This is a genomic window from Labedaea rhizosphaerae (assembly GCF_004362825.1).
GTDB classification, from domain to species: Bacteria; Actinomycetota; Actinomycetes; order Mycobacteriales; family Pseudonocardiaceae; genus Labedaea; species Labedaea rhizosphaerae.
The window spans coordinates 1-17,956 of the sequence record NZ_SNXZ01000005.1 but is presented as its reverse complement, the minus strand read 5'-3'; the positions used below and the strand labels follow the sequence as shown (position 1 = coordinate 17,956).

Annotated in this window: 22 protein-coding genes; 13 read left to right on the top strand and 9 right to left on the bottom strand. The window is 70.9% G+C overall.

Annotated elements, in window-relative coordinates:
• Positions 1–66: 66 nt before the first annotated feature.
• Positions 67–732, top strand: coding sequence for a GntR family transcriptional regulator (locus EV186_RS26730; protein ID WP_133852216.1), 666 nt, complete (start codon positions 67–69; stop codon positions 730–732).
• Between the two features lie 61 nt (positions 733–793).
• On the opposite strand, the gene EV186_RS26725 is transcribed toward EV186_RS26730, so the two are convergent.
• On the bottom strand, positions 794–2,026 hold the full coding sequence (locus EV186_RS26725) for a ThuA domain-containing protein (protein WP_133852215.1): 1,233 nt from the start codon (positions 2,024–2,026) through the stop codon (positions 794–796).
• Between the two features lie 144 nt (positions 2,027–2,170).
• Here EV186_RS26725 and EV186_RS26720 point away from each other — a divergent pair, with 144 nt between their 5' ends.
• The gene (locus tag EV186_RS26720; RefSeq protein WP_133852214.1) at positions 2,171–2,797 is read left to right on the top strand and encodes a DNA-3-methyladenine glycosylase family protein; all 627 of its coding nucleotides are present in this window, start codon (positions 2,171–2,173) and stop codon (positions 2,795–2,797) included.
• Here EV186_RS26720 and EV186_RS26715 read toward each other — a convergent pair.
• From EV186_RS26715 to EV186_RS40195, 3 genes are read right to left on the bottom strand one after another with little or no spacing between them, the layout of a single operon-like run.
• The gene (locus EV186_RS26715; protein ID WP_133852213.1) at positions 2,794–3,213 is read right to left on the bottom strand and encodes a DUF5709 domain-containing protein; all 420 of its coding nucleotides are present in this window, start codon (positions 3,211–3,213) and stop codon (positions 2,794–2,796) included. The two genes, EV186_RS26720 and EV186_RS26715, sit on opposite strands and share 4 nt — an antisense overlap.
• 31 nt (positions 3,214–3,244) lie before the next feature.
• Positions 3,245–3,766 (bottom strand): P-loop nucleotide/nucleoside kinase family protein, encoded by a 522-nt coding sequence (locus EV186_RS26710; protein WP_208115808.1) that lies wholly within the window; start codon positions 3,764–3,766, stop codon positions 3,245–3,247.
• A 17-nt stretch (positions 3,767–3,783) separates the two neighbouring features.
• Positions 3,784–4,710, bottom strand: coding sequence for a helix-turn-helix transcriptional regulator (locus EV186_RS40195; protein ID WP_133852212.1), 927 nt, complete (start codon positions 4,708–4,710; stop codon positions 3,784–3,786).
• On the opposite strand from EV186_RS40195, the gene EV186_RS26700 reads away from it, so the two are divergent.
• The gene (locus EV186_RS26700) at positions 4,667–5,404 is read left to right on the top strand and encodes a class I SAM-dependent methyltransferase (RefSeq protein ID WP_279538329.1); all 738 of its coding nucleotides are present in this window, start codon (positions 4,667–4,669) and stop codon (positions 5,402–5,404) included. The genes EV186_RS40195 and EV186_RS26700 overlap by 44 nt on opposite strands.
• Here EV186_RS26700 and EV186_RS26695 read toward each other — a convergent pair.
• Positions 5,401–6,630, bottom strand: a complete 1,230-nt coding sequence (locus EV186_RS26695; RefSeq protein WP_133852210.1) for an FAD-binding oxidoreductase — start codon at positions 6,628–6,630, stop codon at positions 5,401–5,403. The genes EV186_RS26700 and EV186_RS26695 overlap by 4 nt on opposite strands.
• Positions 6,627–7,784: an MFS transporter gene (locus EV186_RS26690; protein WP_133852209.1), complete on the bottom strand. Its 1,158-nt coding sequence runs from the start codon at positions 7,782–7,784 to the stop codon at positions 6,627–6,629. Before EV186_RS26690 ends, EV186_RS26695 begins: the two co-directional genes overlap by 4 nt.
• A gap of 75 nt (positions 7,785–7,859) precedes the next feature.
• Between EV186_RS26690 and EV186_RS26685 the strand changes: the two genes are divergently transcribed.
• On the top strand, positions 7,860–8,723 hold the full coding sequence (locus EV186_RS26685; protein ID WP_133852208.1) for a LysR family transcriptional regulator: 864 nt from the start codon (positions 7,860–7,862) through the stop codon (positions 8,721–8,723).
• Positions 8,724–8,769: 46 nt separating this feature from the next.
• A complete protein-coding gene (locus EV186_RS26680) occupies positions 8,770–9,339 on the top strand; it encodes a CpaB family protein (protein ID WP_133852207.1) in 570 nt (189 codons plus the stop codon).
• Here EV186_RS26680 and EV186_RS26675 read toward each other — a convergent pair.
• Positions 9,327–10,274 carry a hypothetical protein gene (locus EV186_RS26675; protein WP_133852206.1) on the bottom strand — a complete coding sequence of 316 codons (948 nt, stop codon included), beginning with the start codon at positions 10,272–10,274 and terminating at the stop codon, positions 9,327–9,329. The genes EV186_RS26680 and EV186_RS26675 overlap by 13 nt on opposite strands.
• Before the next feature lie 3 nt (positions 10,275–10,277).
• Entirely contained in the window at positions 10,278–10,442 is a 165-nt protein-coding gene (locus EV186_RS39065) for a hypothetical protein (RefSeq protein WP_166659344.1), read from the bottom strand.
• Between the two features lie 107 nt (positions 10,443–10,549).
• Here EV186_RS39065 and EV186_RS26670 point away from each other — a divergent pair, with 107 nt between their 5' ends.
• The 8 genes from EV186_RS26670 (at position 10,550) to EV186_RS26635 (ending at position 17,410) form a co-directional block, all read left to right on the top strand.
• Entirely contained in the window at positions 10,550–12,739 is a 2,190-nt protein-coding gene (locus EV186_RS26670) for a helix-turn-helix transcriptional regulator (protein WP_133852205.1), read from the top strand.
• An 81-nt stretch (positions 12,740–12,820) separates the two neighbouring features.
• On the top strand, positions 12,821–13,918 hold the full coding sequence (locus tag EV186_RS26665) for a WXG100 family type VII secretion target (protein WP_133852204.1): 1,098 nt from the start codon (positions 12,821–12,823) through the stop codon (positions 13,916–13,918).
• A complete protein-coding gene (locus EV186_RS26660; protein ID WP_133852203.1) occupies positions 13,908–14,243 on the top strand; it encodes a hypothetical protein in 336 nt (111 codons plus the stop codon). Before EV186_RS26665 ends, EV186_RS26660 begins: the two co-directional genes overlap by 11 nt.
• Complete coding sequence (locus EV186_RS26655; RefSeq protein WP_133852202.1) at positions 14,240–15,016, top strand: ESX secretion-associated protein EspG; 777 nt, start codon at positions 14,240–14,242, stop codon at positions 15,014–15,016. The genes EV186_RS26660 and EV186_RS26655 overlap by 4 nt, the downstream gene beginning before the upstream one ends.
• Positions 14,985–15,386, top strand: a complete 402-nt coding sequence (locus EV186_RS26650) for a YbaB/EbfC family nucleoid-associated protein (protein WP_133852201.1) — start codon at positions 14,985–14,987, stop codon at positions 15,384–15,386. Before EV186_RS26655 ends, EV186_RS26650 begins: the two co-directional genes overlap by 32 nt.
• Positions 15,383–15,691 (top strand): type VII secretion target, encoded by a 309-nt coding sequence (locus tag EV186_RS26645; RefSeq protein WP_133852200.1) that lies wholly within the window; start codon positions 15,383–15,385, stop codon positions 15,689–15,691. The genes EV186_RS26650 and EV186_RS26645 overlap by 4 nt, the downstream gene beginning before the upstream one ends.
• Positions 15,688–17,094, top strand: coding sequence for a hypothetical protein (locus tag EV186_RS26640; RefSeq protein WP_133852199.1), 1,407 nt, complete (start codon positions 15,688–15,690; stop codon positions 17,092–17,094). The genes EV186_RS26645 and EV186_RS26640 overlap by 4 nt, the downstream gene beginning before the upstream one ends.
• Before the next feature lie 133 nt (positions 17,095–17,227).
• Positions 17,228–17,410 carry a hypothetical protein gene (locus EV186_RS26635; protein WP_133852198.1) on the top strand — a complete coding sequence of 61 codons (183 nt, stop codon included), beginning with the start codon at positions 17,228–17,230 and terminating at the stop codon, positions 17,408–17,410.
• Here the strand turns inward: EV186_RS26635 and EV186_RS26630 are convergent.
• Positions 17,386–17,853, bottom strand: coding sequence for a MerR family transcriptional regulator (locus tag EV186_RS26630; RefSeq protein ID WP_133852197.1), 468 nt, complete (start codon positions 17,851–17,853; stop codon positions 17,386–17,388). The two genes, EV186_RS26635 and EV186_RS26630, sit on opposite strands and share 25 nt — an antisense overlap.
• Positions 17,854–17,956 lie beyond the last annotated feature (103 nt).

The window sequence follows — 17,956 nt, the reverse complement described above, 5'->3', positions numbered from 1 at the left end:
CGAGCGGTACGATGACCGGCACCAGTCTCGTGGCAGTGTTCTCAAGAAAGGAGGGGGTAGCCGGGTATGAAGCAGCCTGAACCACTCGTCGAACGGTTGCGAACCGCAATCATCCACGGTCAGTTGTTTCCGGGACAGCGACTTGTAGAACTCGATCTCGCGAGCCTGTTCGGTTCGTCGCGGGGGAGCGTGCGCGAAGCGCTTGTGTTGCTGGAGAACGAAGGGCTCGTCGCACGCGAGCGCAACCGCGGTGCCTGGGTGCGCCCCATCTCGCTGCAGGAGGCCGTCGAGATCACCGAGGTGCGCGCGGTCGTCGAGGGGCTGTGCGCGCGCAAGGCGGCGGCGTCGATCGGCGCCGACGGCAAGCGCCGGCTGCGCAAGCTCGGCGACGCGATGCGCTCGGCGGTCAAGGCGGGCGACGTGGTGGCGTACAACGACGTCAGCCAGGAATCGCACATGGTGATCCGCGAGCTCGGCGGCCAGGGCACGGCGAACAGCGTGCTGGAGCGGCTGCGCTACTCGAGCGTCCGCTACCAGTTCCAGGTGGCGTTGCTGCCCGGCCGGGTCGAACAAGGACTGGTCGAGCACCTCGATGTGATCGACTCGGTCATTTCCGGCGACGAGGCCGAGGCGGAATCCCAGATGCGCGCGCATTTGACGAGCGTCATCGCGGGCTTGCAGAAATTGAGCGATCTGGGCGCGCTCCCGGCCGTGGCGCTGGGCACCCCGTAGGATTGCCGACGACGACGCAAAAGGGCTCCTGGCCGGTTGCCAGGAGCCCTTTTGTTTTGCCTCACGCCGCCGTCAGCCGGAACTCCTGGTTGCCCGCGCCGGTGCACGTGACCTGGGTCAGCTGACCGCCGGTCTCGGTCAGGCACTTCGAGCTGAGCTTGTTGACCAGGTGGTACGCGCCGCCCTCGTCGTCGACGGCTTGCCACTGCTGGTTGGCGCCGTTGCCGTAGGTCCACAACTGGATCGGCGCGTTGTCCGAAGTGGACCGATCGGTGACGTCGAGGACCGCTGCCGGGTTGGGCTTGCTGTCCACCCGCAGCCACGGCCCGTCGGTGCTCGCGAACCGGAACCGCTGGCTGTCGCCGCCGTCGCACGCGCCGGTCCGCACCGCGGAACCGTTGGCCGTACCGGAAGCCGTGACGCACGCACCGTCCGCGCCGGTGACCGTGAACCACGCGGCCGGGTCGATCGGCGCCGTCGGTGCGTCACTGGGCGCCGCGCCGCCGAGCCACAACAACCCGTCGATCAGGAACGCGTCCTGCGCCGGATCGGCGAAGGTCGACGACAACCCGGTGCCGGTGTCGTAGTTCATCGCGTTGTGACCGAAGTTCGCGTAAAGCATCTTGAAGTTCTTGTTCGTCCACAGGATCGGGTAGTAGCCGTCGTACCAGGACTGGTTCGGGTCGGTGCCGAGCGGGAAGCTCGACGGGTCGACCGAGGCGAGGACGTCGATGTCCGGGTTCTGCCGCAGGTCGTGGGACCAGCTGTACCACTCGCTGACCCCGCTGGTGAACGTCGCGGGCAGCCGCCGGGTGGCCGGGTGGGTGGCGTCTTCGACCTTCAGCACGGCGGTCGTCGGGCCCCACGTGTTGGTCTGGAACGACCCGCTGCCGAGGAACGTGTCGTGGTACCAGCTCCAGCCGCCCGGATCGGTGGTGAACGCCGCGACGTGGAAGCCGAACCACGCGCCGCCGTTGGCCATGTAGTGCTGGAACCCGGTGCGCTGGGCGGCGCTCTGCGGCAGGTCGTCGAGGAACATCACGACCTGGTACTGGTCGGCGGAGATCGAGTCGAGCCGGTCCCAGTCGTTGGTCGCCTCGTAGCTGAAGCCGTATTTCGCGGCCAGTTGCGGGAACGTGCGGTTGGCCTCGTGCACGTAGTCGATGTGCGCGGCGTCGTAGGTTCCGTTGTAGAAGGCGAGAACCGAGAACTGTGGTGCCGTGGCGGTGGCGGTCCCGGACAACCCGGCGACCGCCAGCAGCGCGGCCGCGATCGCGACCAGTGCTCTGCGCATGTCGAACCCTTTCCCCGACGACGTGAACTTTCTTCGCGTCTTGAGGAAAGGGGAAACTGAGCTGCGCGGTCAACGCGCGGGCAAGCGCGTCCCTCCAATGGTCTAGTCCATTCGGGCAGAGCGGTGACGCCATACCCTGTGCCCATGACCACGGCCGAAGAGCACCTGCGTCGAGCGGATCCCGTCCTGGCCGCGATCATGGACGAGGTGGTCGCCGGGGGCGAGGCGCCGACCTTGGCGGCCGGTCACCCGGAGATGCCACTGGACCACTACGGGGTGCTGGTGCGGGCGATCGCCGGTCAGAACATCTCGAACATCGCCGCACGCGCCATCTACCGCAAGCTGACCGAGCGGTACGACGGACGGCTGCCGACGCCTGAGGAAGTCCTTGCCGAGAATCCGGACGAACTGCGGACGGCGGCGGGCCTCTCGCATGCGAAGACCGCGTCGTTGCGCTCGCTCGCCGAGCACATCCGCTCCGGCGCGGTCGACCTCGACCGCCTGCACGAGCTGCCGGACGCGGCCGTGATCACCCAGCTGACCGCGGTGAAGGGCATCGGCGGGTGGACCGCCGACCTGTTCCTGATCTTCCACCTGCACCGCCCGGACGTGCTGCCGGTCGGTGACCTCGAGCTGCGCAAGGTGGTCGAACGCCGCTACAAGCTGGCGAAACCACCGACCCCGGCCGAGTTCGAGCGGATCGGGCAGCCGTGGCGTCCACACCGGACACTCGCGTGCCGGTACCTCTGGCGGCTGCGCGAGCTCGTCTAGCCGCGGTTGTCCTCACGCACCACGTTGACGGCGGCCTCTTCCGCGGAGGCACCCGCGCCGTCGATGCCGACGTCGGTCGCCACCAGCTCGTCGTCGCCGTCCACGCCGAGCAGCCGCCCGGCCCGCAGATCGCCGACCTCGTCGTCGAGCAGTTCGCCGTCGGTGTCCTCGGCATCGCCCAGGCCATCGTCGTCTTCCTCGTAGCCGAGGTCAGGCAGCTCGCGGGCCAGCCGCCCGTCGAGCCCTTCGCCCTGGCGCAGCTCCGCGGCGGTGGTGCCCCAGTCGTTGGAAGCCCAGGGCTTCTCGGCGGCCGTGTAGCCCTCGTCGAGTGGGTCCGCCGGCCGCCCGTACTCGAGCGTGTCACTGGCGTCGAGCTGCTCGAAGACGTCGTCGTCGCCCTCGTCGATGTCGGCCATGCGCACTTCCTAACTCTCCGGCGACCCAGAGTCAAACGAGCATCGCCCTGAGCTGCTCGGCCAGCCGCGCGGTGTCCACCGGGCCGCTGGTGTCGACCCGCACGACCGGGCCGAGGGCGACCGGCTCGCCGTCCTCGGCCCACCGCCGCCATTCCGCGGTCATGTCCCGATCGTCCCGGTGCACGGGGTGTCGCCGCCGTTGCTCGTAGCGGCCGCGAGCGATCCGCGCGGAGACGTCGCACCACACCTCGACCGACGAGCGCGCACCGGCGGTGGCGAGGCCCCGCGCCAGGAAGTCGCGATCGCGCGGGGCGAACCACCAGGACTCGGCGACGACGAGCCCGGGCACGCGTGCGGCCAAGGCCCACAACGCCTCCGTGGCCACGGCGCCGAGGCTCGGCTCGAGCCCAGGCCAGGCCACCACGTCGGCAAGGGCTTCCTTGATCCGATCCTTCGACAGCCACGGGCAGCCGAGTTCCCGGGCCAGCCGGGCCGCGAGGGTCGACTTGCCGGCACCAGGCAGGCCGTTGACCAGGATCAGCCGGTTCGCCACCCGCCCATGATGGCGCCTCAGCCCTGCGTGTCGGTTCCGGCGCGGCGCCATTGCACCGGGCTGATGCCGTGCACCTTCCGGAACGTGCGGGCGAAGTACCCCGCATCGCGGAAGCCGACTTGACTGCCCACGTCACCGACCGGCAACTCCGTCGCGGCCAGGAGGCGGCGGGCCTGGACCATGCGGCGCTCGGTGATCCACTCCTGCACGGTGCGCCCGGTCCGCCTGCGGACGGTCGAGGTCAGGTGGCCGGGGGAGACGTTGACGGCGGCGGCCACGTCACGCAGCGACAGCGGCTGCGGGTAGCGCCGCTCGATCACCTCGAACACGGCCGCCAGCAACGGTTCCCGGTTCTCCCGCAGATCGCCGACCACATCGGCCGCGAGCCGCGAGACGCCCACCAGCAACAACACCAGGTGCGCGAGCACGGCCTCCCGGTAGCCGTCACGACGCTCGGTCAGCTCCGTGTGCATGGCCTTGATGCGGGCGATCCACTCAGGACGTTCCGCGGCCGGCACGCGCAGCCGCAACGCGCCGATGGCGCCGCCGCGGACGAAGGGGAACAGCAACGGGTGCGTACGCCAGGCCATGTGCGCGCCGGGGACGTCCGGGCCGAGGGCGTCGGCGGTGAAGAACACACCCCAGCCGTGGCAGCCGGCCAGCTCGGCCGCGTCGACGTGGCCCATCAGGTCGCCGGGCCCGACCACGTAGAGATCGCCCGCTTCGATCGGCCAGCTGCGGCGGCCGGTGCGCAGGGTGCCGCCCGAGGTCTCGAAGTACGCGATACCGGGGAAGTCGTGTGCGTGCTCCTCGAACGTGCCGGTGCCGCCGCTCCGCCAGCCGTGGTCCATCCGCCAGGTCGTCACCGGCAGCTCGCCCGGAGCCAGCACCATCGAGTAGGTGGCAGGCAGGTCCTTGCTCGGCGCGCGCCGTACCGTCCGCATCGTCGAATCGTCCCACTCAAACCACGGATCCGTACAGATCCGCAGGTCCAAAGGCAGTCACAATCGCATCATGACCGAAACAACGTCCGAACGTGACTACCTGCCGGGCATGGGCAAGCACTTCCTGCTGCCCCTCTACGACGTCGTGCACCGCCTGTTCCGGGTCGGCCGGGTGCACGAGGAAATGATCGAACGCGCGGGGCTGACGGCCGGTCAGCGCGTGCTGGACATCGGCTGCGGCACGGGGAACCTGTTGCGCGCCACCGCCACCCGGCGCCCCGACGTCGAGCTCAGCGGCCTCGACCCCGACCCGAAGGCGCTGGCCCGCGCCCGCCGCAAGGTGAAGAAGGCCCGGCTGGAGCGCGGCTTCGCGCAGGAACTGCCCTACCCGGACGACTCGTTCGACCGCGTGTTCTCCAGCCTGATGCTGCACCACCTCGACACCAAGTCGAAGGACGAGATGCTGGCCGAAGTGCGCCGGGTGCTGCGCCCGGGTGGCGTGTTCGTGCTCGCCGATATCAAGGTCGACCAGCACAGCCACGGGCACGGCAGCCGCCCGATGAGCGAGCACCTGCACGACAACGTCGGCGACGCGATCGCCCAGCGCCTCGAAGCGGCCGGGTTCACCACGGAACCCACGCACACCATGATCTTGCGCAAGAACTGGCAGGTCGGCATCGAGGTGGCCCGCTAGATCCCGCGCGCGGGCCGGATGAGGTTCGTGGGGTCAATCCGGCGCTTGAGTTCGGTGAGGCGGCGGTGGTCTGCGGGGTCGTAGCAGGTCGCCGCCTGCTGCGGGGCGTCGCCGAACAGGAAGTTGAGCATCCGGCGCTTCGACCCGCGGCCGAGCTTCTCGATCATCGTGCTGTGCAGGGCACCGAGCCCCGCCGCGGCGGGGTACACGACCGGCGTGGTGGCGCGGACCAGGAACCGGGCGTCGCGATGGCCGACGGCGTTCGCGGGCGTCGGCGGGGTGGCCATGGCGCCGCCGAGGTGGTGCACGACGAGGAACATGGCGTGCTCGGCACCGGGATCGAACAGGTCGGCGAAGTCGGCCGCGGCCGCTGGATCGAGGTCGGTGGCGACGACGGCATCGCCTTGGAAGCCGTGTGGCGTGGTCGGTTCGGCGAACACCGCGGCGATGTCGGCGTAACGCATGGCTCGGACGGTGTCCTCGAGGACACCGATCCGGCGCAACGGCTCGAGCGCCGGCTCTTCCCCGCCGACGACGACCACCCGCAGCACCTTGCGGCCGCGCAACGGCGGCGGCATGCCAGGGGAGTCGGGGAAGTTGGTCAAGGCGAGCGCCGAGGTCAGGTCGTCGGGAACCTCGTCTGTCCACTTGCGATAGTGCTGGAGCACCTCGGGGAACCGGGCCGGGTCGAAGGTGAGGCTGCCGCCGAGGATCCGGTCGACCGGGAAGAGCTTGAACCGCAACGAAGTCACGACGCCGAAGCTGCGGCCCGCACCCCGCAGGGCCCAGAAGAGGTCCTCGTCGTCGGCGCTGACCCGGCGGTGTTCCCCGCTGGGCAGCACGATGTCGACGCTGAGCACGTGATCGGCCGCGTAGCCGTACCTGCGCGACAACGGGCTCAAGCCGCCGCCGAGGGTGTACCCGGCGACGCCGACCGTCGGCGAGGTACCGCTGAGTGGTGCGAGTCCATGGCGCGCGGCTTCGCGGACGACCCCGTCCCACGTGACGCCGGCGCCGACTTCCGCGGTGCGCGCCTGCGGATCGATGTGCACGTGGTCGAGCCGGGCGGTGTTGATCAGCACCCCGCCGTCCGACGACATCGCGCCGTGCCCGGTCGCCTGTGCTGAGACAGGCAGGCCCTGGGTGATCGCGCGCTGGACGTCGGTGACGTCGGCCGCCTCGACCACGAGGTCCGGCCGCGAACGCACACCGGTCTGGAAGCTCATCGAGTTGTCCTTTGTGGAGAGTTGGCGGTCAGGGCGACGACGATGAGCACGGCGACCGCCGCGGCGAAGCCGAGCCCGGACGCGCGCAGTCCCCAGTGGACGGACGCGGCACCGGCCAGCACCACGGGAAGCGAGATGCCGGCGTAGACCACGACGAAGAAGCCGGACATGGTCCCGGCCCGCCGGTCGGCCGGTGCGCGGTCGCCGATCGCGGCGATCGCGGCGCGGAACGCCACGCCCTGACCCGCGCCGATGACGACCGTGGCGGCGGCCAGCACGGCCGCGGACTCGGTCGCCAGTGCCGTGGCGAACCCGATGATGCCCACGAGCACGATCGCGCAGCCGAGGGACAGCGCACGACTTGTGCGCAACCGGCGCGAAGCGACCTGCCCGGCGGCAGAGGCCGCGAACATCGCGAACACGACCGCGCCGGGCACCACCGGGCTGCGCACGTCGAGCAACCGCACCAGCAGCGACGGTTCCACGGCGGCCGCCAGCCCGAACACGGCGAAGATCGCGAACATGGCGGTGGCAGCGGGCAGGAACACCGGCCGCACCTCGGCGGGCACGGTGGGCCGGTCGATGCGCAGCCGGGCGCCCGGCCGGGCCGGCACCGGTTCGGGCGCGCGCCACACGGCCACGGCCGCGGGCACCAGCAAAGCCAGGTGGGCCAGGAAGGGCAGGTGCAATGGATCCGGGGCGGTGGTGGCGAGCACGCCGCTGAGCAGGGGACCGCAGCCCAGGCCGAACATGTTGGCCACGGTCGCCACCAGCCCGGCGTGGTGCCGATCGCGGCCTAGATCGCCCAGCGCCGCGGTGGCCGTGCCGGTGACCAGTCCGGCCGAGAGCCCGGAGAGCACCCGGCCGATGAGCAGTGCCGCCAACCCGGCGCCGCTGAGGAACGCGACGGCCGACAACGCGGCGCAGGCGAGCGCGGCGAGCAGCACCCGCCGCCGGCCGATCACGTCCGACGCGTGGCCGAACAGCAGCAGAGCCGCGATCACCCCCAGTGCGTAGACCGCGTACAGGACCGTGCTGACCAGTTCGCCGAAGCCGTATTCGTGTTGCAGCAACGGATACAGCGGCGTCGGCAACGTCGTGCCGAGCATGGTCGCGCCGAACGCGAACGCGACACCCCAGAAGCCTCGCCTCATGGTTTCCACCTTGACCGGCAAGTCAGCATCAGTCCAACAGATTCACTCCATCCGCACGATCGATATGATCGATGGATGGAGTTGCGGCAGCTGGAGCACTTCCTGGTGCTCGCCGAGGAGTTGCACTTCACCCGCGCGGCGGCCCGGGTGCACCTCGTGCAGTCGAGCCTGTCCAGCTCGATCGCCGCGCTGGAGCGGGAACTGGGCACGGAGTTGCTGGTCCGGTCGCGGCGCGGGGTGGAGCTGACCGAGGCCGGGCGAGCGCTGGTGCCCGCGGCCCGCCGATCGGTCGAGGCCGCTGAGGAAGGCCGTGACGCGGTGGCCGCCGTGCGCGGGCTGCTGCGGGGCCGGCTGCGCCTCGGCGCGATCCAGACGCTGGGCGAGATCTCGATGCCCCGGCTGCTGGCCGAGTTCCACATCCGCCACCCCGGCGTCTACCTGCAGCTGCGCCACGGCTCGGTGCCCGCCCTGGTGAGCGACGTCGTCGACGGCGAACTCGACGCGGCGTTCGTGGACCGCCCCTTCGATGACCGCCGCCTCAGCACCCGCCCGCTGGCCGTGCAATCCCTGGTGCTCGCCGTGCACGACGCCGACCCGCTGGCCGAGCGCGACCACATCGCGCTGCGCGAGCTGTCCGATCGCGACTTCGTGGAGTACCGGGTGGACTCGGCCCTGCGCGCCCGCATCGATGCCGCCTACGAGCGAATCGGCTTGCGGCGCAACAGCATCTGCGAGGTCGACACCATCCCTGATCTCCTCGGCGCCATCGAGCACGGCATGGGCATCGCCCTCGTCCCGCCGGAGACCCTCGATCGCCACCCGAGGGTGCGGGCCCTGACCACCAAACCCCGCATCGACCGCGAGCTGGTGCTGGTGCACGCCGCACACCGGCCCCTGAGCCCCGCGGCAGCAGCGTTCTTCGCCGGTCTCGACCTCTGAAGCGTGTCGAGGCCAACGCGCGGGCGTGGCTGGCTAGGTTCAGGGGATGCGGATCCGTCCCGTGCGGCTGTCGCTGATCGCGTGGCTGGCCGTCCTGCTCTTCGGCGGTGCGGGCGTGATCTACCTGTCGGTCACGAGTGGTTCCGATTACGTGTGCGAGCCGGTACGCGACCTGCCGCCGTACCACCAGGTGGCGAAGTCCGACGTGCGCGTCGTCGCGGTGCCGCACGGCTCAGCGCCGGACGGTGCGACCGGCTCGCCTGAGTCGTTGATCGGGCGGTACACGGTGCAAGCACAGCCGGCGGGGCGTCCGCTGGTCCCGAGCGCCATGGGCCCGGTGTTGCCACCGGGCTCCCTGGGTGGCCCGGTGGTCGCTCTGGCCGCGGCACCCGAGACCACCCTCGGCGACCGGCTGCAGCGCGGCGACCTGGTTGATGTCCTGCTTTCTTCCGGCGCCAGGGCGCAACGGGTCAGCGGAGCGCTGGTGCTCGACCTCGTGTCCGGACCACGTGCCGCCGTCGTGCTCCAAGTGTCGGCCGCACAGGTGCCGATAGTTGCGGGACTGCGTGCAACCGCGCCGGTCGTGGTACGAACCGAGCCCTATCAGTCGCCTTGATCCGGCGGGGCGGGGTGGCGGCGCAGGTATCGGCGGTGCGGACGATCCCATTGCGGTCGGAAGCCCTGCACCACGAATCCGTAGATGTGCTCGAATGCCTCTTCTTCGTCCCGAACGTCCAGGACCGACGGCCACTGCCGCAGCAGCCGGTCGCGGTAGAGGTCCCACGCGGTGCGCTGCTGCTCGGCCAACTCGGTCGCTCCAGTCAAGGCGGTGACGTACGCGCCGTAGGACAGCGCGGCGCCAACGAGCACGACACCGGCGAACAACAGCGGCGCGCCGTGCCCGAGCAGCACTGCCGTTGCTCCGATCACCGTGGCCACCGCGGCTTCGAACGACACCACCAACGGGAATTCGGCATTGGCCTGCGCCGCTTGGTAGTTGGTCCGGAACGCGGGTGGTAGCAGCGGGAACAGCCGGGGCCAGAAGACAACACAGTCGATCTTGTAGTGGTCGGTCGAGTAGTACTCACCGGCGAGCAGGATGTTCCCGAGGCGGGTAGGCAACACCGGGATCGGCCCCTCGTCGGTGTCCTCTGGTGGGTACCTGTAGTACTGGTCGGTCACCTCGGCGCGGCTGGTGTCCGCGAGCCGGGCTCGCCGCGCTTCGTGGGCAGAGATCCCCGGCGCGGACCGCTGAAACCGTCCCAGCAGGCCGACCAACGGGTAGCCCTCGTATAGGCGGATCAACCCGCGCCACTGGCTCGCCACGGCCGAGGACAGGAAGAACGTGCACACGGCGACGAGCAGGGCCATCGCGATCTTGGTGAGCGCATCGAGCCGGCCCCACCAGGCGGCGGCAGCTGGGAGACCGGCGGTGCTGTGGACGATCAAGGTGGCCGTCGCGGCGGCGAACACGAAGGTCGGCAGCAAGGCGTTGAGCAGGAACCGCCGGGTGAAGACCTCGGTCAGGTCCTTCAAGGAGTCACCCGGCATGCGTCACCGGCGCTCGACCTTGGCCAGCTCGCTCTTCGGCGCCTGGCATTTCGGGCACTTGGCCGGCACCCGGAACACGGGCCCGATCTCCTCGGCGCAGGCACGGCAGCGCAGGTACAACTCGCGGCCATGCGAGCGTCCTGGCGGTATGGAATAGCCGCCCGTCATGCTGCCTCCGTCGTGCCGTCTCAGGTGGTTATCGTCGGCCGCTGCCGCGGCGTTGACAACCTCGGACCCGCCGCTTGTGGCGGGCCGCGTTGGATAGGGTGCGCTGTGTGACGAGCCAGTTCAGTGTGTTGCTCCGGCAGTTCCGGCTGCAGAAGGGGCTGACGCAACAGGAACTCGGGACCTCGTCGGGTGTCTCCGCGCGGACCATCCGCCGGTTCGAGAACGGCGAGAGCGCCAACCCTCAGATCGAGACCGTGCGGCTGCTCGCCGACGCGCTCGAGCTCGGCTCCGACGAGCGGGCCCAGATGCTGGCCGCGGTGGGTGGGCAGGACTTGCCGGAAGCGCCGCCCGGCAACGGCAACCGGGTCGAGTCGGCGTCGGAGCGGCGGTTGGCGGAGGCCGCCGGCGAGCTCGCGCTGGTGGTCGAAGGACGCCTCAAGCGCGAGGAGGAGCTGCGCGGGATCCAGGATCCGTTCCCGCTGCCGGTCCGCTGGGAGCTGGCCCCCAGCACGGTCATGGACCACTGGGAGAACATCTGCCGGGTGCTGCCCGGGGAGCGGGCCAAACCGCTGGACCTGGCCGGCCGGCTGCACGACATCGCCACCGTCTACCGGCGGATCCCGTCCGGGCGGCTGGTCGTGCTCGGGCGCGCGGGGTCGGGCAAGTCCGTGCTCGCCGCGCGGTTCGCCCTGGAGCTGCTGCGCATCCGCGATCGAAGCGACCCGGTGCCGGTCATCGTCAACCCCGGGTCCTGGGACCCGACCACCACCGCGTTCCGGGACTGGCTGGCCGACCGGCTCACACGCGACTTCCCGTCGCTGGCGACCACCGGCCACGACGGTCCGGACCTCGCGACCGTCCTGGTCGACGCCGGTCGCATCCTGCCCGTGCTGGACGGCTTCGACGAGCTCGCCGCCGGCCTGCACCGCGACGCCCTGCGCAAGCTCAACGCCACGACCCTGCCGCTGCTGGTCACCAGCCGCCCCGGCGAATTCCTGACCGCCGCCCGCTCGGCCGCCCTGACCGCCGCCGCGGCCGTCCGGCTGACCGACCTCACCGTCACCGACCTGTTCGACTACCTGCCCCGGACCACGCGCAAGGACGCGGGCGCGACCCTGTGGGATCCCGTGCTCACCGAGCTGAAGGAGCACCCGGAGCGCCCGGAGTGCGTCAACCTGCGCGCGGTGCTGACCACTCCGCTGATGGTCGGGCTCGCCCGCGCCATCTACAGCGACGCCGACGGCCCCGATCCCGCCGTGCTGCTGGACACCGCGCGGTTCGGCAGCCAGTACGAGCTCGAGGACCACCTGCTCGGCAGCTTCATCCCGACCGTCTACCAGCACCAGGACGCGCGCTGGGACACCGAACGCGCGCGCGGCTGGCTCGGCTACCTCGCCCGGCACCTCGAGCAGATCGGCAGCGCCGACCTGGCCTGGTGGCAGCTGGGCACCGCGATGCGCCGCGGTGCCCGCGCGCTGGTCGTCGGGCTGGTGGGCGGGCTCGCCGTCGGGCTGCTCACGGGCCTGCTGATCTGGCTGGCCGGCCCGCCGGTTCCCACCGAGGCCAACGCGTTCGTGATCGCGGTGGAGAACGTGCTCGGGTTCGGGCTGGCCTTCGGGGTCGGGCACGCCGTGGTGATCGCGCGCGCGGGTGGAGCCCTGGAGCCGGCGCGGGTCCGGCTGCGTGCCCGGGGCGGGTCGCGGCAGCTGCGGAGCAGGCTGGGGCCCAGATTCCTGATCGGCGTGGCCGGCGGGATCTGCGTCGGCCTGATCCTGGGTCTCGGGAACGCCGCCGGGCACAACCCCATGGGCCTGGTCGGGTTCGGGTTCCTCGGCGGTCTCGTGACCGGGGCCGTGATGGGGACGCTCACCGGGCTCTGGTGGGGGCTGATGGCCGGGTTCGAAGCCCCGGTCGACATCAGATCGGTCGTCGGCCCCAGCGGCCTGCTGCGCACCAACCGGGCGATAGTCGTTGTCGAGTTCCTCGGCCTGGGGTTGGTGCTCGGCCTCGCCCACCTGGTGATGAGCGCGGTCGCGCTCGGCCACCTGGACCCGGCCGCGATCCCGCGCGACCTCGCGATCGGCGCGGTGGTCGGGCTCGCGATCGGGACCTGCCTGAGCGCGTGGGGCCAGTGGCTGGTGTTCGCGCGGGTCTGGCTGCCGCTGACCGGCCGGCTGCCGTGGTCGGTGGCCGCCTTCCTCGACGACGCGTGCCGGCGGGGGGTGCTGCGCCAGGTCGGGGCGGTCTACCAGTTCCGGCACGCGCGGCTGCAAGCTCACCTGATCGACGCGGCCTGACCTGCGGTTTTCCTCAGGGGACATAGATGTCCGCCGCCCAGCTCTCGCCCTGCGGGATCTTCACATGTCACTCTCTGCGCTGTGTTCGAAACTGTCGAAGAGCTGGCGAGCACGGTCACCGGGGTCCTGAGTCCGGACGGGCCGTTGGGGTCGCTCACGTCGACCCTGACCAACGCGCTCGACAGCGTGTGGGCGGAGTTCTTCTCGTCCCCCACGCCGCCGGGCGACACGCACTGGAACGCGTACACCCACGAGCAGCTCTACCAGATGCTGTGGGGTGAGGACGCGGACGTGGGCGACGTCGCCGGCGTCGCCGACGAGTGGGGCCGGCACAGCGAGGCCCTCACCGCGTCGGCTGACGCGCTGCGCAGCCAGGGCGACGCGTTGCGTTCGAACTGGCAGGGCCGCGCGGCCGAGGTCGCCGCTGACCGGCTCGCGGAGCTGAGCGACCGCGTCTGGAACGTCGGCGCCCGGGCCGGCACGGTGCAGAAGGCGGCGAGCGACGCCGGTGACGCGCTCGCGGTCGCGCGCACCAACATGCCGCCACCGCCGCCGGACCCGGTGACGCTGATGTCGAGCGCCGTGGGTGCCGGTCCGATGCCACCGCTCAACGCGGTGATCATCGGTGGCGCGCGGATCTTCACCGGTGACGCGGTGGCGGGGGCGCAGAAGGCCGAAGCCGTGCGGGTCATGCAGACCTACGAGGAAAGCCTGCGGGCCAGCAGCCACCAGGTAGTGCCGCCGCAGCCCGGCGACACCGACGCCCGCTCCTACGGCGTCGACGATCCCGGGTACACGAGCCCAGCCTCGGCCGGCGGTGGCGGGCTGACCGGTGGCGGCACCGGCGGTGGGGTGCCGTGGTCGCGGCTCACCGGCGGCGGCGCGGGCGGCACCGGCAACGCGCCGAGTCCCGGTGCCCTGACCGGCGCCGGTCCCGGTGGCGTGCAGAGCGTGCTGGCCGCCGAGAACGCCGCGCTGAGCAACGCGGCCGCCAAGCGCGGGGCCGGCGGCCCGATGGGCATGTACCCGCCGATGGGCCGGGGCATGGGCGGTGACGACGACAAGCGGCGCACCAACCGCCTGCCGAACGTGGAGAACGGGCTCTTCTCGCTGGATGAGCGGACCAGTTCCTCGGTGATCGGGGAGCTGACGGACAGGGAGCGCAACATTGGCCTCTAAGAAGCAGGGCTACGAACTCCTGCCCGAGGAGCTGGTCGACCAGGTCCGCGCGCTGGTCGACATCGCCGACCAGACCAACGGGCTGGTGTCCTCCGCGCAGCGGCTCGGCGAGCACAACCCGTTGCTCGGCTCGGCGCCACCCGCGCTGCACCTTGCGCTGCGGTTGCGTGACGCGGCCGGTCCGAGCGGGCTGACCGGCGAGGTCAGCGCGGCCGACACCGAACTGGCGAGCTACCACCGCGCGCTGCAGGCCACGGTGCACCGGTACCAGGAGGGCGACAGCGAGGTCGCCTGGCAGCTCAGCGACGGGCCAACGGCGACATGACCGAGGAAGCGGCCACCCCAGAGCCGCCCGCCGACCAAGGTGTCCACTTCGGACTCGTCGAACTCGACCTGCTGGCCACCCACGCGGGCACGCGGTTCCCGTTCCCGTTGCGGGTGCCCGAGTTCGGCCGGATCGAGGGGGAGCGCCAGATCCTGCTGGCCGCGGCCGGGGTGACCTTGCGAGCCAGGGGGCTGGCCGGCGAACGCGGGCCGCTGGGCCTGGCCGCCGAGGTGGTCACGGCGTTGCGGGAGTACCGCGGCTCGGTCGACCTCGTGCTGGTCGACCCGGGCCTCACCGTCGGCGTCGTCGCCATGATCTACCGGTCGTGGACGCTGCTGTGCCGCCAGCCGCTGACCGGTGACCTGTCGACGAACCCGGCGACCAACGGCGTGCGGATCCAGCGGGTGGCGCAGAGCGCGCTCACCGACGAGCTGTTCGAGATGGTGCCCGACATCGAGTCGGCCATCGCCATGCCGATCACGCTCTCCCCGCAGGACGCCGATTCCGCGGTCATCGAGGACCTCGGCCGGATCATCCCGGAGCTGAACGGCACCGGGCAGCTGGGCGCGAGCCGGCGCGGCGCGGGCCGGATCGGCACCGATCTGTCCTGGGTGGACGGTCCACGCGGCCGGGTCCGGGTCAACCGCGGCGCGGACGGGTGGATCAGCGTCAACGCCTTGCGCCAGGACGAAATACGCCACGCGATCGACGAGTTGGCCATGAGCGCCAGGAGGGAAGACGATGGATCCACAAGAGTGGCTGGCGCAGTATGAGAAGCGGATCAGCGAGGTCTCGGCGCGGGCCAAGGACGCCAGCTCCCGCCTCCGCAAGGTCGGGGTGACGGTCAGCTCGCCGCGTGGCGAGGTCGAGGTGAAGGTCAACGCGGGCGGCGTGCTCGAGGACCTCACCCTCACCCCCGAAGCTCGAACGCTGGAATCCCATGAACTCGCACGGCTCATCCTGGACACCACGCGCAGGGCGCGGCACGAGGTCAGCACCCAGATCGCCGGCATCTCGAGCAAGTACTTCGGCGAGGGGCCCGCGCTGGAGGTGATCAAACAGCACCTGCCGGCCGGCGTGCCGGTGATCAAGGACCGAGACGACGACGACTACTTCGCCAACCCTCCGGAGATCACCCAATGAGTCCCCAATTCGACGTCGACACCCAGCAGCTCCACGGCCACGCGGCCAGCGTCAGCGACGTCGCCGAGCAACTGTCCGCCATCGGCGGCAAACTGCCCAGCGGCCTGTCCGACCTCGCGCTCGGTGTCTTCGCCCAGTTCCTCGCCACCGGGCTCGGCGGCGCGATGACGCAGGTGGCGAACACGATCACCGCCGCGTCGTCCTCGGTCGCCGAGCTCTCCACCGGCATCAGCCACACGGCCACCAGCTACCAGAACACCGACGGCGGCAACTCCACCAAGTTGACCGAGGAGTACCCCCGATGACCAACACCAACACCGCTCAGATGGTCGCCGACCTGCAGGCGAACGACCAAGCCATCCAGGCGCAGGGGTGGATCGCACCGGGGCTCGGCCGGCCGAACTCCGCGCTCGGCTTCCTCAACTCGGGCCTCAACCCGTTGTCCGGGCTGGCGGCCGCGGGACTCGCGTGGTTCACGCCGCTCGTGTCGTTCCTCGGTGAGGGGCTCACGCAGCTGCAGGGCGGCGACTCGGGTTCGGTGTCGTCCGGGTCGCAGGACTTCAGCTCCGCGGGTTCGGACCTCGGCAACCTGGCCGGCGACTACCGGGCGTCGACCACCGCGCAGACCTCCGGCTGGACCGGGGAGGCCGCGGACGAGTACCGCAACGCCGCCGCGCAGCACGCCGACGGCGTCGCGGGCCTCGGCGGGGCCAGCAACTCGACCGCCAGCGCGATCGTCGGTGCCGGTCAGGTCGTGGCGCAGTGCATCGCGGAGGTCACCGAGCTGATCGCCGAGGCGGTCTCGCAGATCGTCCCGATCATGACGCAGGCCGTCGCTCGGGCGGGGGAGACCAACGGCGAGAGCATCGCCGAGGCCATCCCGCCGTGCATCGCGATCGCGGTGGAGTATGCGCTGCGGATCGCCGCGAAGCTCGCCGCGCTCATGGCCAGTGGCGACAACCTGATGAAGCTCGTGCAGGGCGGCATGGCCATCGTCAACCTGATCCGGACGGCGATGACCAGCATCAGCAGCCAGAGCGTCCAGCCCGAGGCGCAGGGGCAGACGCTGAGCGCCGGTGCCGAGCAGCCACAAGGCGGCGCGGCGGCGGGTTCGGACACCCCGCAGCAGGCCCAGGACCTGGCCGACTGGGGCAGCAAGGACCAGCCGGCCCTGTCCTCGGGCTCGGGCGGTGGCTCGGGCGGTGGCTCGTCGCTGGGCGACGTGTCCCCGACGCCGTCGGCGAGCCAGGACACCTCGGTGACGCCCGGCACGCATGCGTCGAGCGTGACCCCGTCGCCGATCTCGTCGATCCCGGCCACGTCACCGACCACGACCCCGTACCACTCCACCGGCGGCACCGGGACGACCTACCACGGCAGCGGGCTCACCAACAGCCTCGGCATGGGCTCGGCCGAGGGCGTCTCCCGCTCCGGCTCGGGCGGTTCGCGCACCGGCGCGGCCCCGGGTTCGCGCACCGGCGCCGGGATCGGCGGCGCGCGCGAGGAACGCAGGCAGCAGCAGGAGTCCCGCCCCGCGGCGAAGAGCTCCGGCACCACGGCGGGCGGCATGCCGATGGGTGCCATGGGCGGCGCCCGTGCGGGTGGCGACCAAGACAAGGAGCACCAGCGCAAGTACGGTCTCGACGATCCGAAACTCTTCGAGCCGCAGACGCCGGACATCGAAAGCCCCACGATCGAGGCGTCCTAGGCGCTGTCCTGTGGATCTCGGCGCGAAGACCGCGACCACGGATCCGCAGGACAGTGCCTAGCTGGTGGTCCACCCGCCTCCGTGCCATGAAATCCCCGTCATGGCACGGAGGCACCCCCAGTTTGGACACGCCATGGACCAGGTGGACGAGACCACCCAGCGGATCATCGAGGCGGCCATCGCGTTGTACGACAAGGGGTCTGGCGCCGTCCCGGACGTCTATGCCTACTTCGACGACCTCGTGCCCGGCTTGCCCGAAGCGGCCGAGAACCCCGGTGACAGCGCGGAACCTCACACGCCGGTGTTGCCGCCGTAAGTAGCGATCTTGTACTCGGTGGCGGCCAGCGACAACGTCAGCTCCCGCAGTTGCCGCCGGATGGTGTCGCGGTGTTCCAGGAGCATGTCGAGCCGTTCGGGCACCGTTTGCTCGCCCTTGTCGACCAGCTCGACGTAGTGCTGCAGGTCGCGCATGGGCATGCCGGACAGGCGCATGCGGGTCAGGAACACCAAGCGGCGCACGGCTTCCGCGTCGTAGCTGCGGTGGCCGTTGGCGTCCCGGTCGACGGTGACCAGGCCCACCCGCTCGTAGTAGCGCAGGGTGTGCGGCGAGAGGTCCAGCGCGTCGGCGACCTCGGCGATGGTCATCGGGGTGGCCAGGTCGCTTGTGTCGGCGAGCCGGTGGATCACCTCCACCGACAGCGGTCCGTCCACTTCGGGCAGAGCGGCCAGGGCCCGGGCCATCAGGTCGTCGGTTGCCACGGTGTCGATCCTAATCAGTTCTGGGAGTGAGTCATCCGGCACACTCCTGGTGGTAGCCGGCCGGCAGGTGAGCACTGATCGTTCCTGGACGTTGAGTCCTGCT

Bases quoted from the DNA above. Each gene is read 5' to 3' on its own strand.
- EV186_RS26715 (WP_133852213.1), bottom strand. From the start codon at position 3,213: ATGGCCGACATCGACGAGGGCGACGACGACGTCTTCGAGCAGCTCGAC.
- EV186_RS26730 (WP_133852216.1), top strand. From the start codon at position 67: ATGAAGCAGCCTGAACCACTCGTCGAACGGTTGCGAACCGCAATCATC.
- EV186_RS26680 (WP_133852207.1), top strand. From the start codon at position 8,770: ATGCGGATCCGTCCCGTGCGGCTGTCGCTGATCGCGTGGCTGGCCGTC.
- EV186_RS39065 (WP_166659344.1), bottom strand. From the start codon at position 10,442: ATGACGGGCGGCTATTCCATACCGCCAGGACGCTCGCATGGCCGCGAG.
- EV186_RS26725 (WP_133852215.1), bottom strand. From the start codon at position 2,026: ATGCGCAGAGCACTGGTCGCGATCGCGGCCGCGCTGCTGGCGGTCGCC.
- EV186_RS26645 (WP_133852200.1), top strand. From the start codon at position 15,383: ATGAGTCCCCAATTCGACGTCGACACCCAGCAGCTCCACGGCCACGCG.
- EV186_RS40195 (WP_133852212.1), bottom strand. From the start codon at position 4,710: ATGCGGACGGTACGGCGCGCGCCGAGCAAGGACCTGCCTGCCACCTAC.
- EV186_RS26685 (WP_133852208.1), top strand. From the start codon at position 7,860: ATGGAGTTGCGGCAGCTGGAGCACTTCCTGGTGCTCGCCGAGGAGTTG.
- EV186_RS26640 (WP_133852199.1), top strand. From the start codon at position 15,688: ATGACCAACACCAACACCGCTCAGATGGTCGCCGACCTGCAGGCGAAC.
- EV186_RS26695 (WP_133852210.1), bottom strand. From the start codon at position 6,630: ATGAGCTTCCAGACCGGTGTGCGTTCGCGGCCGGACCTCGTGGTCGAG.
- EV186_RS26650 (WP_133852201.1), top strand. From the start codon at position 14,985: ATGGATCCACAAGAGTGGCTGGCGCAGTATGAGAAGCGGATCAGCGAG.
- EV186_RS26635 (WP_133852198.1), top strand. From the start codon at position 17,228: ATGGACCAGGTGGACGAGACCACCCAGCGGATCATCGAGGCGGCCATC.
- EV186_RS26690 (WP_133852209.1), bottom strand. From the start codon at position 7,784: ATGAGGCGAGGCTTCTGGGGTGTCGCGTTCGCGTTCGGCGCGACCATG.
- EV186_RS26675 (WP_133852206.1), bottom strand. From the start codon at position 10,274: ATGCCGGGTGACTCCTTGAAGGACCTGACCGAGGTCTTCACCCGGCGG.
- EV186_RS26655 (WP_133852202.1), top strand. From the start codon at position 14,240: ATGACCGAGGAAGCGGCCACCCCAGAGCCGCCCGCCGACCAAGGTGTC.
- EV186_RS26720 (WP_133852214.1), top strand. From the start codon at position 2,171: ATGACCACGGCCGAAGAGCACCTGCGTCGAGCGGATCCCGTCCTGGCC.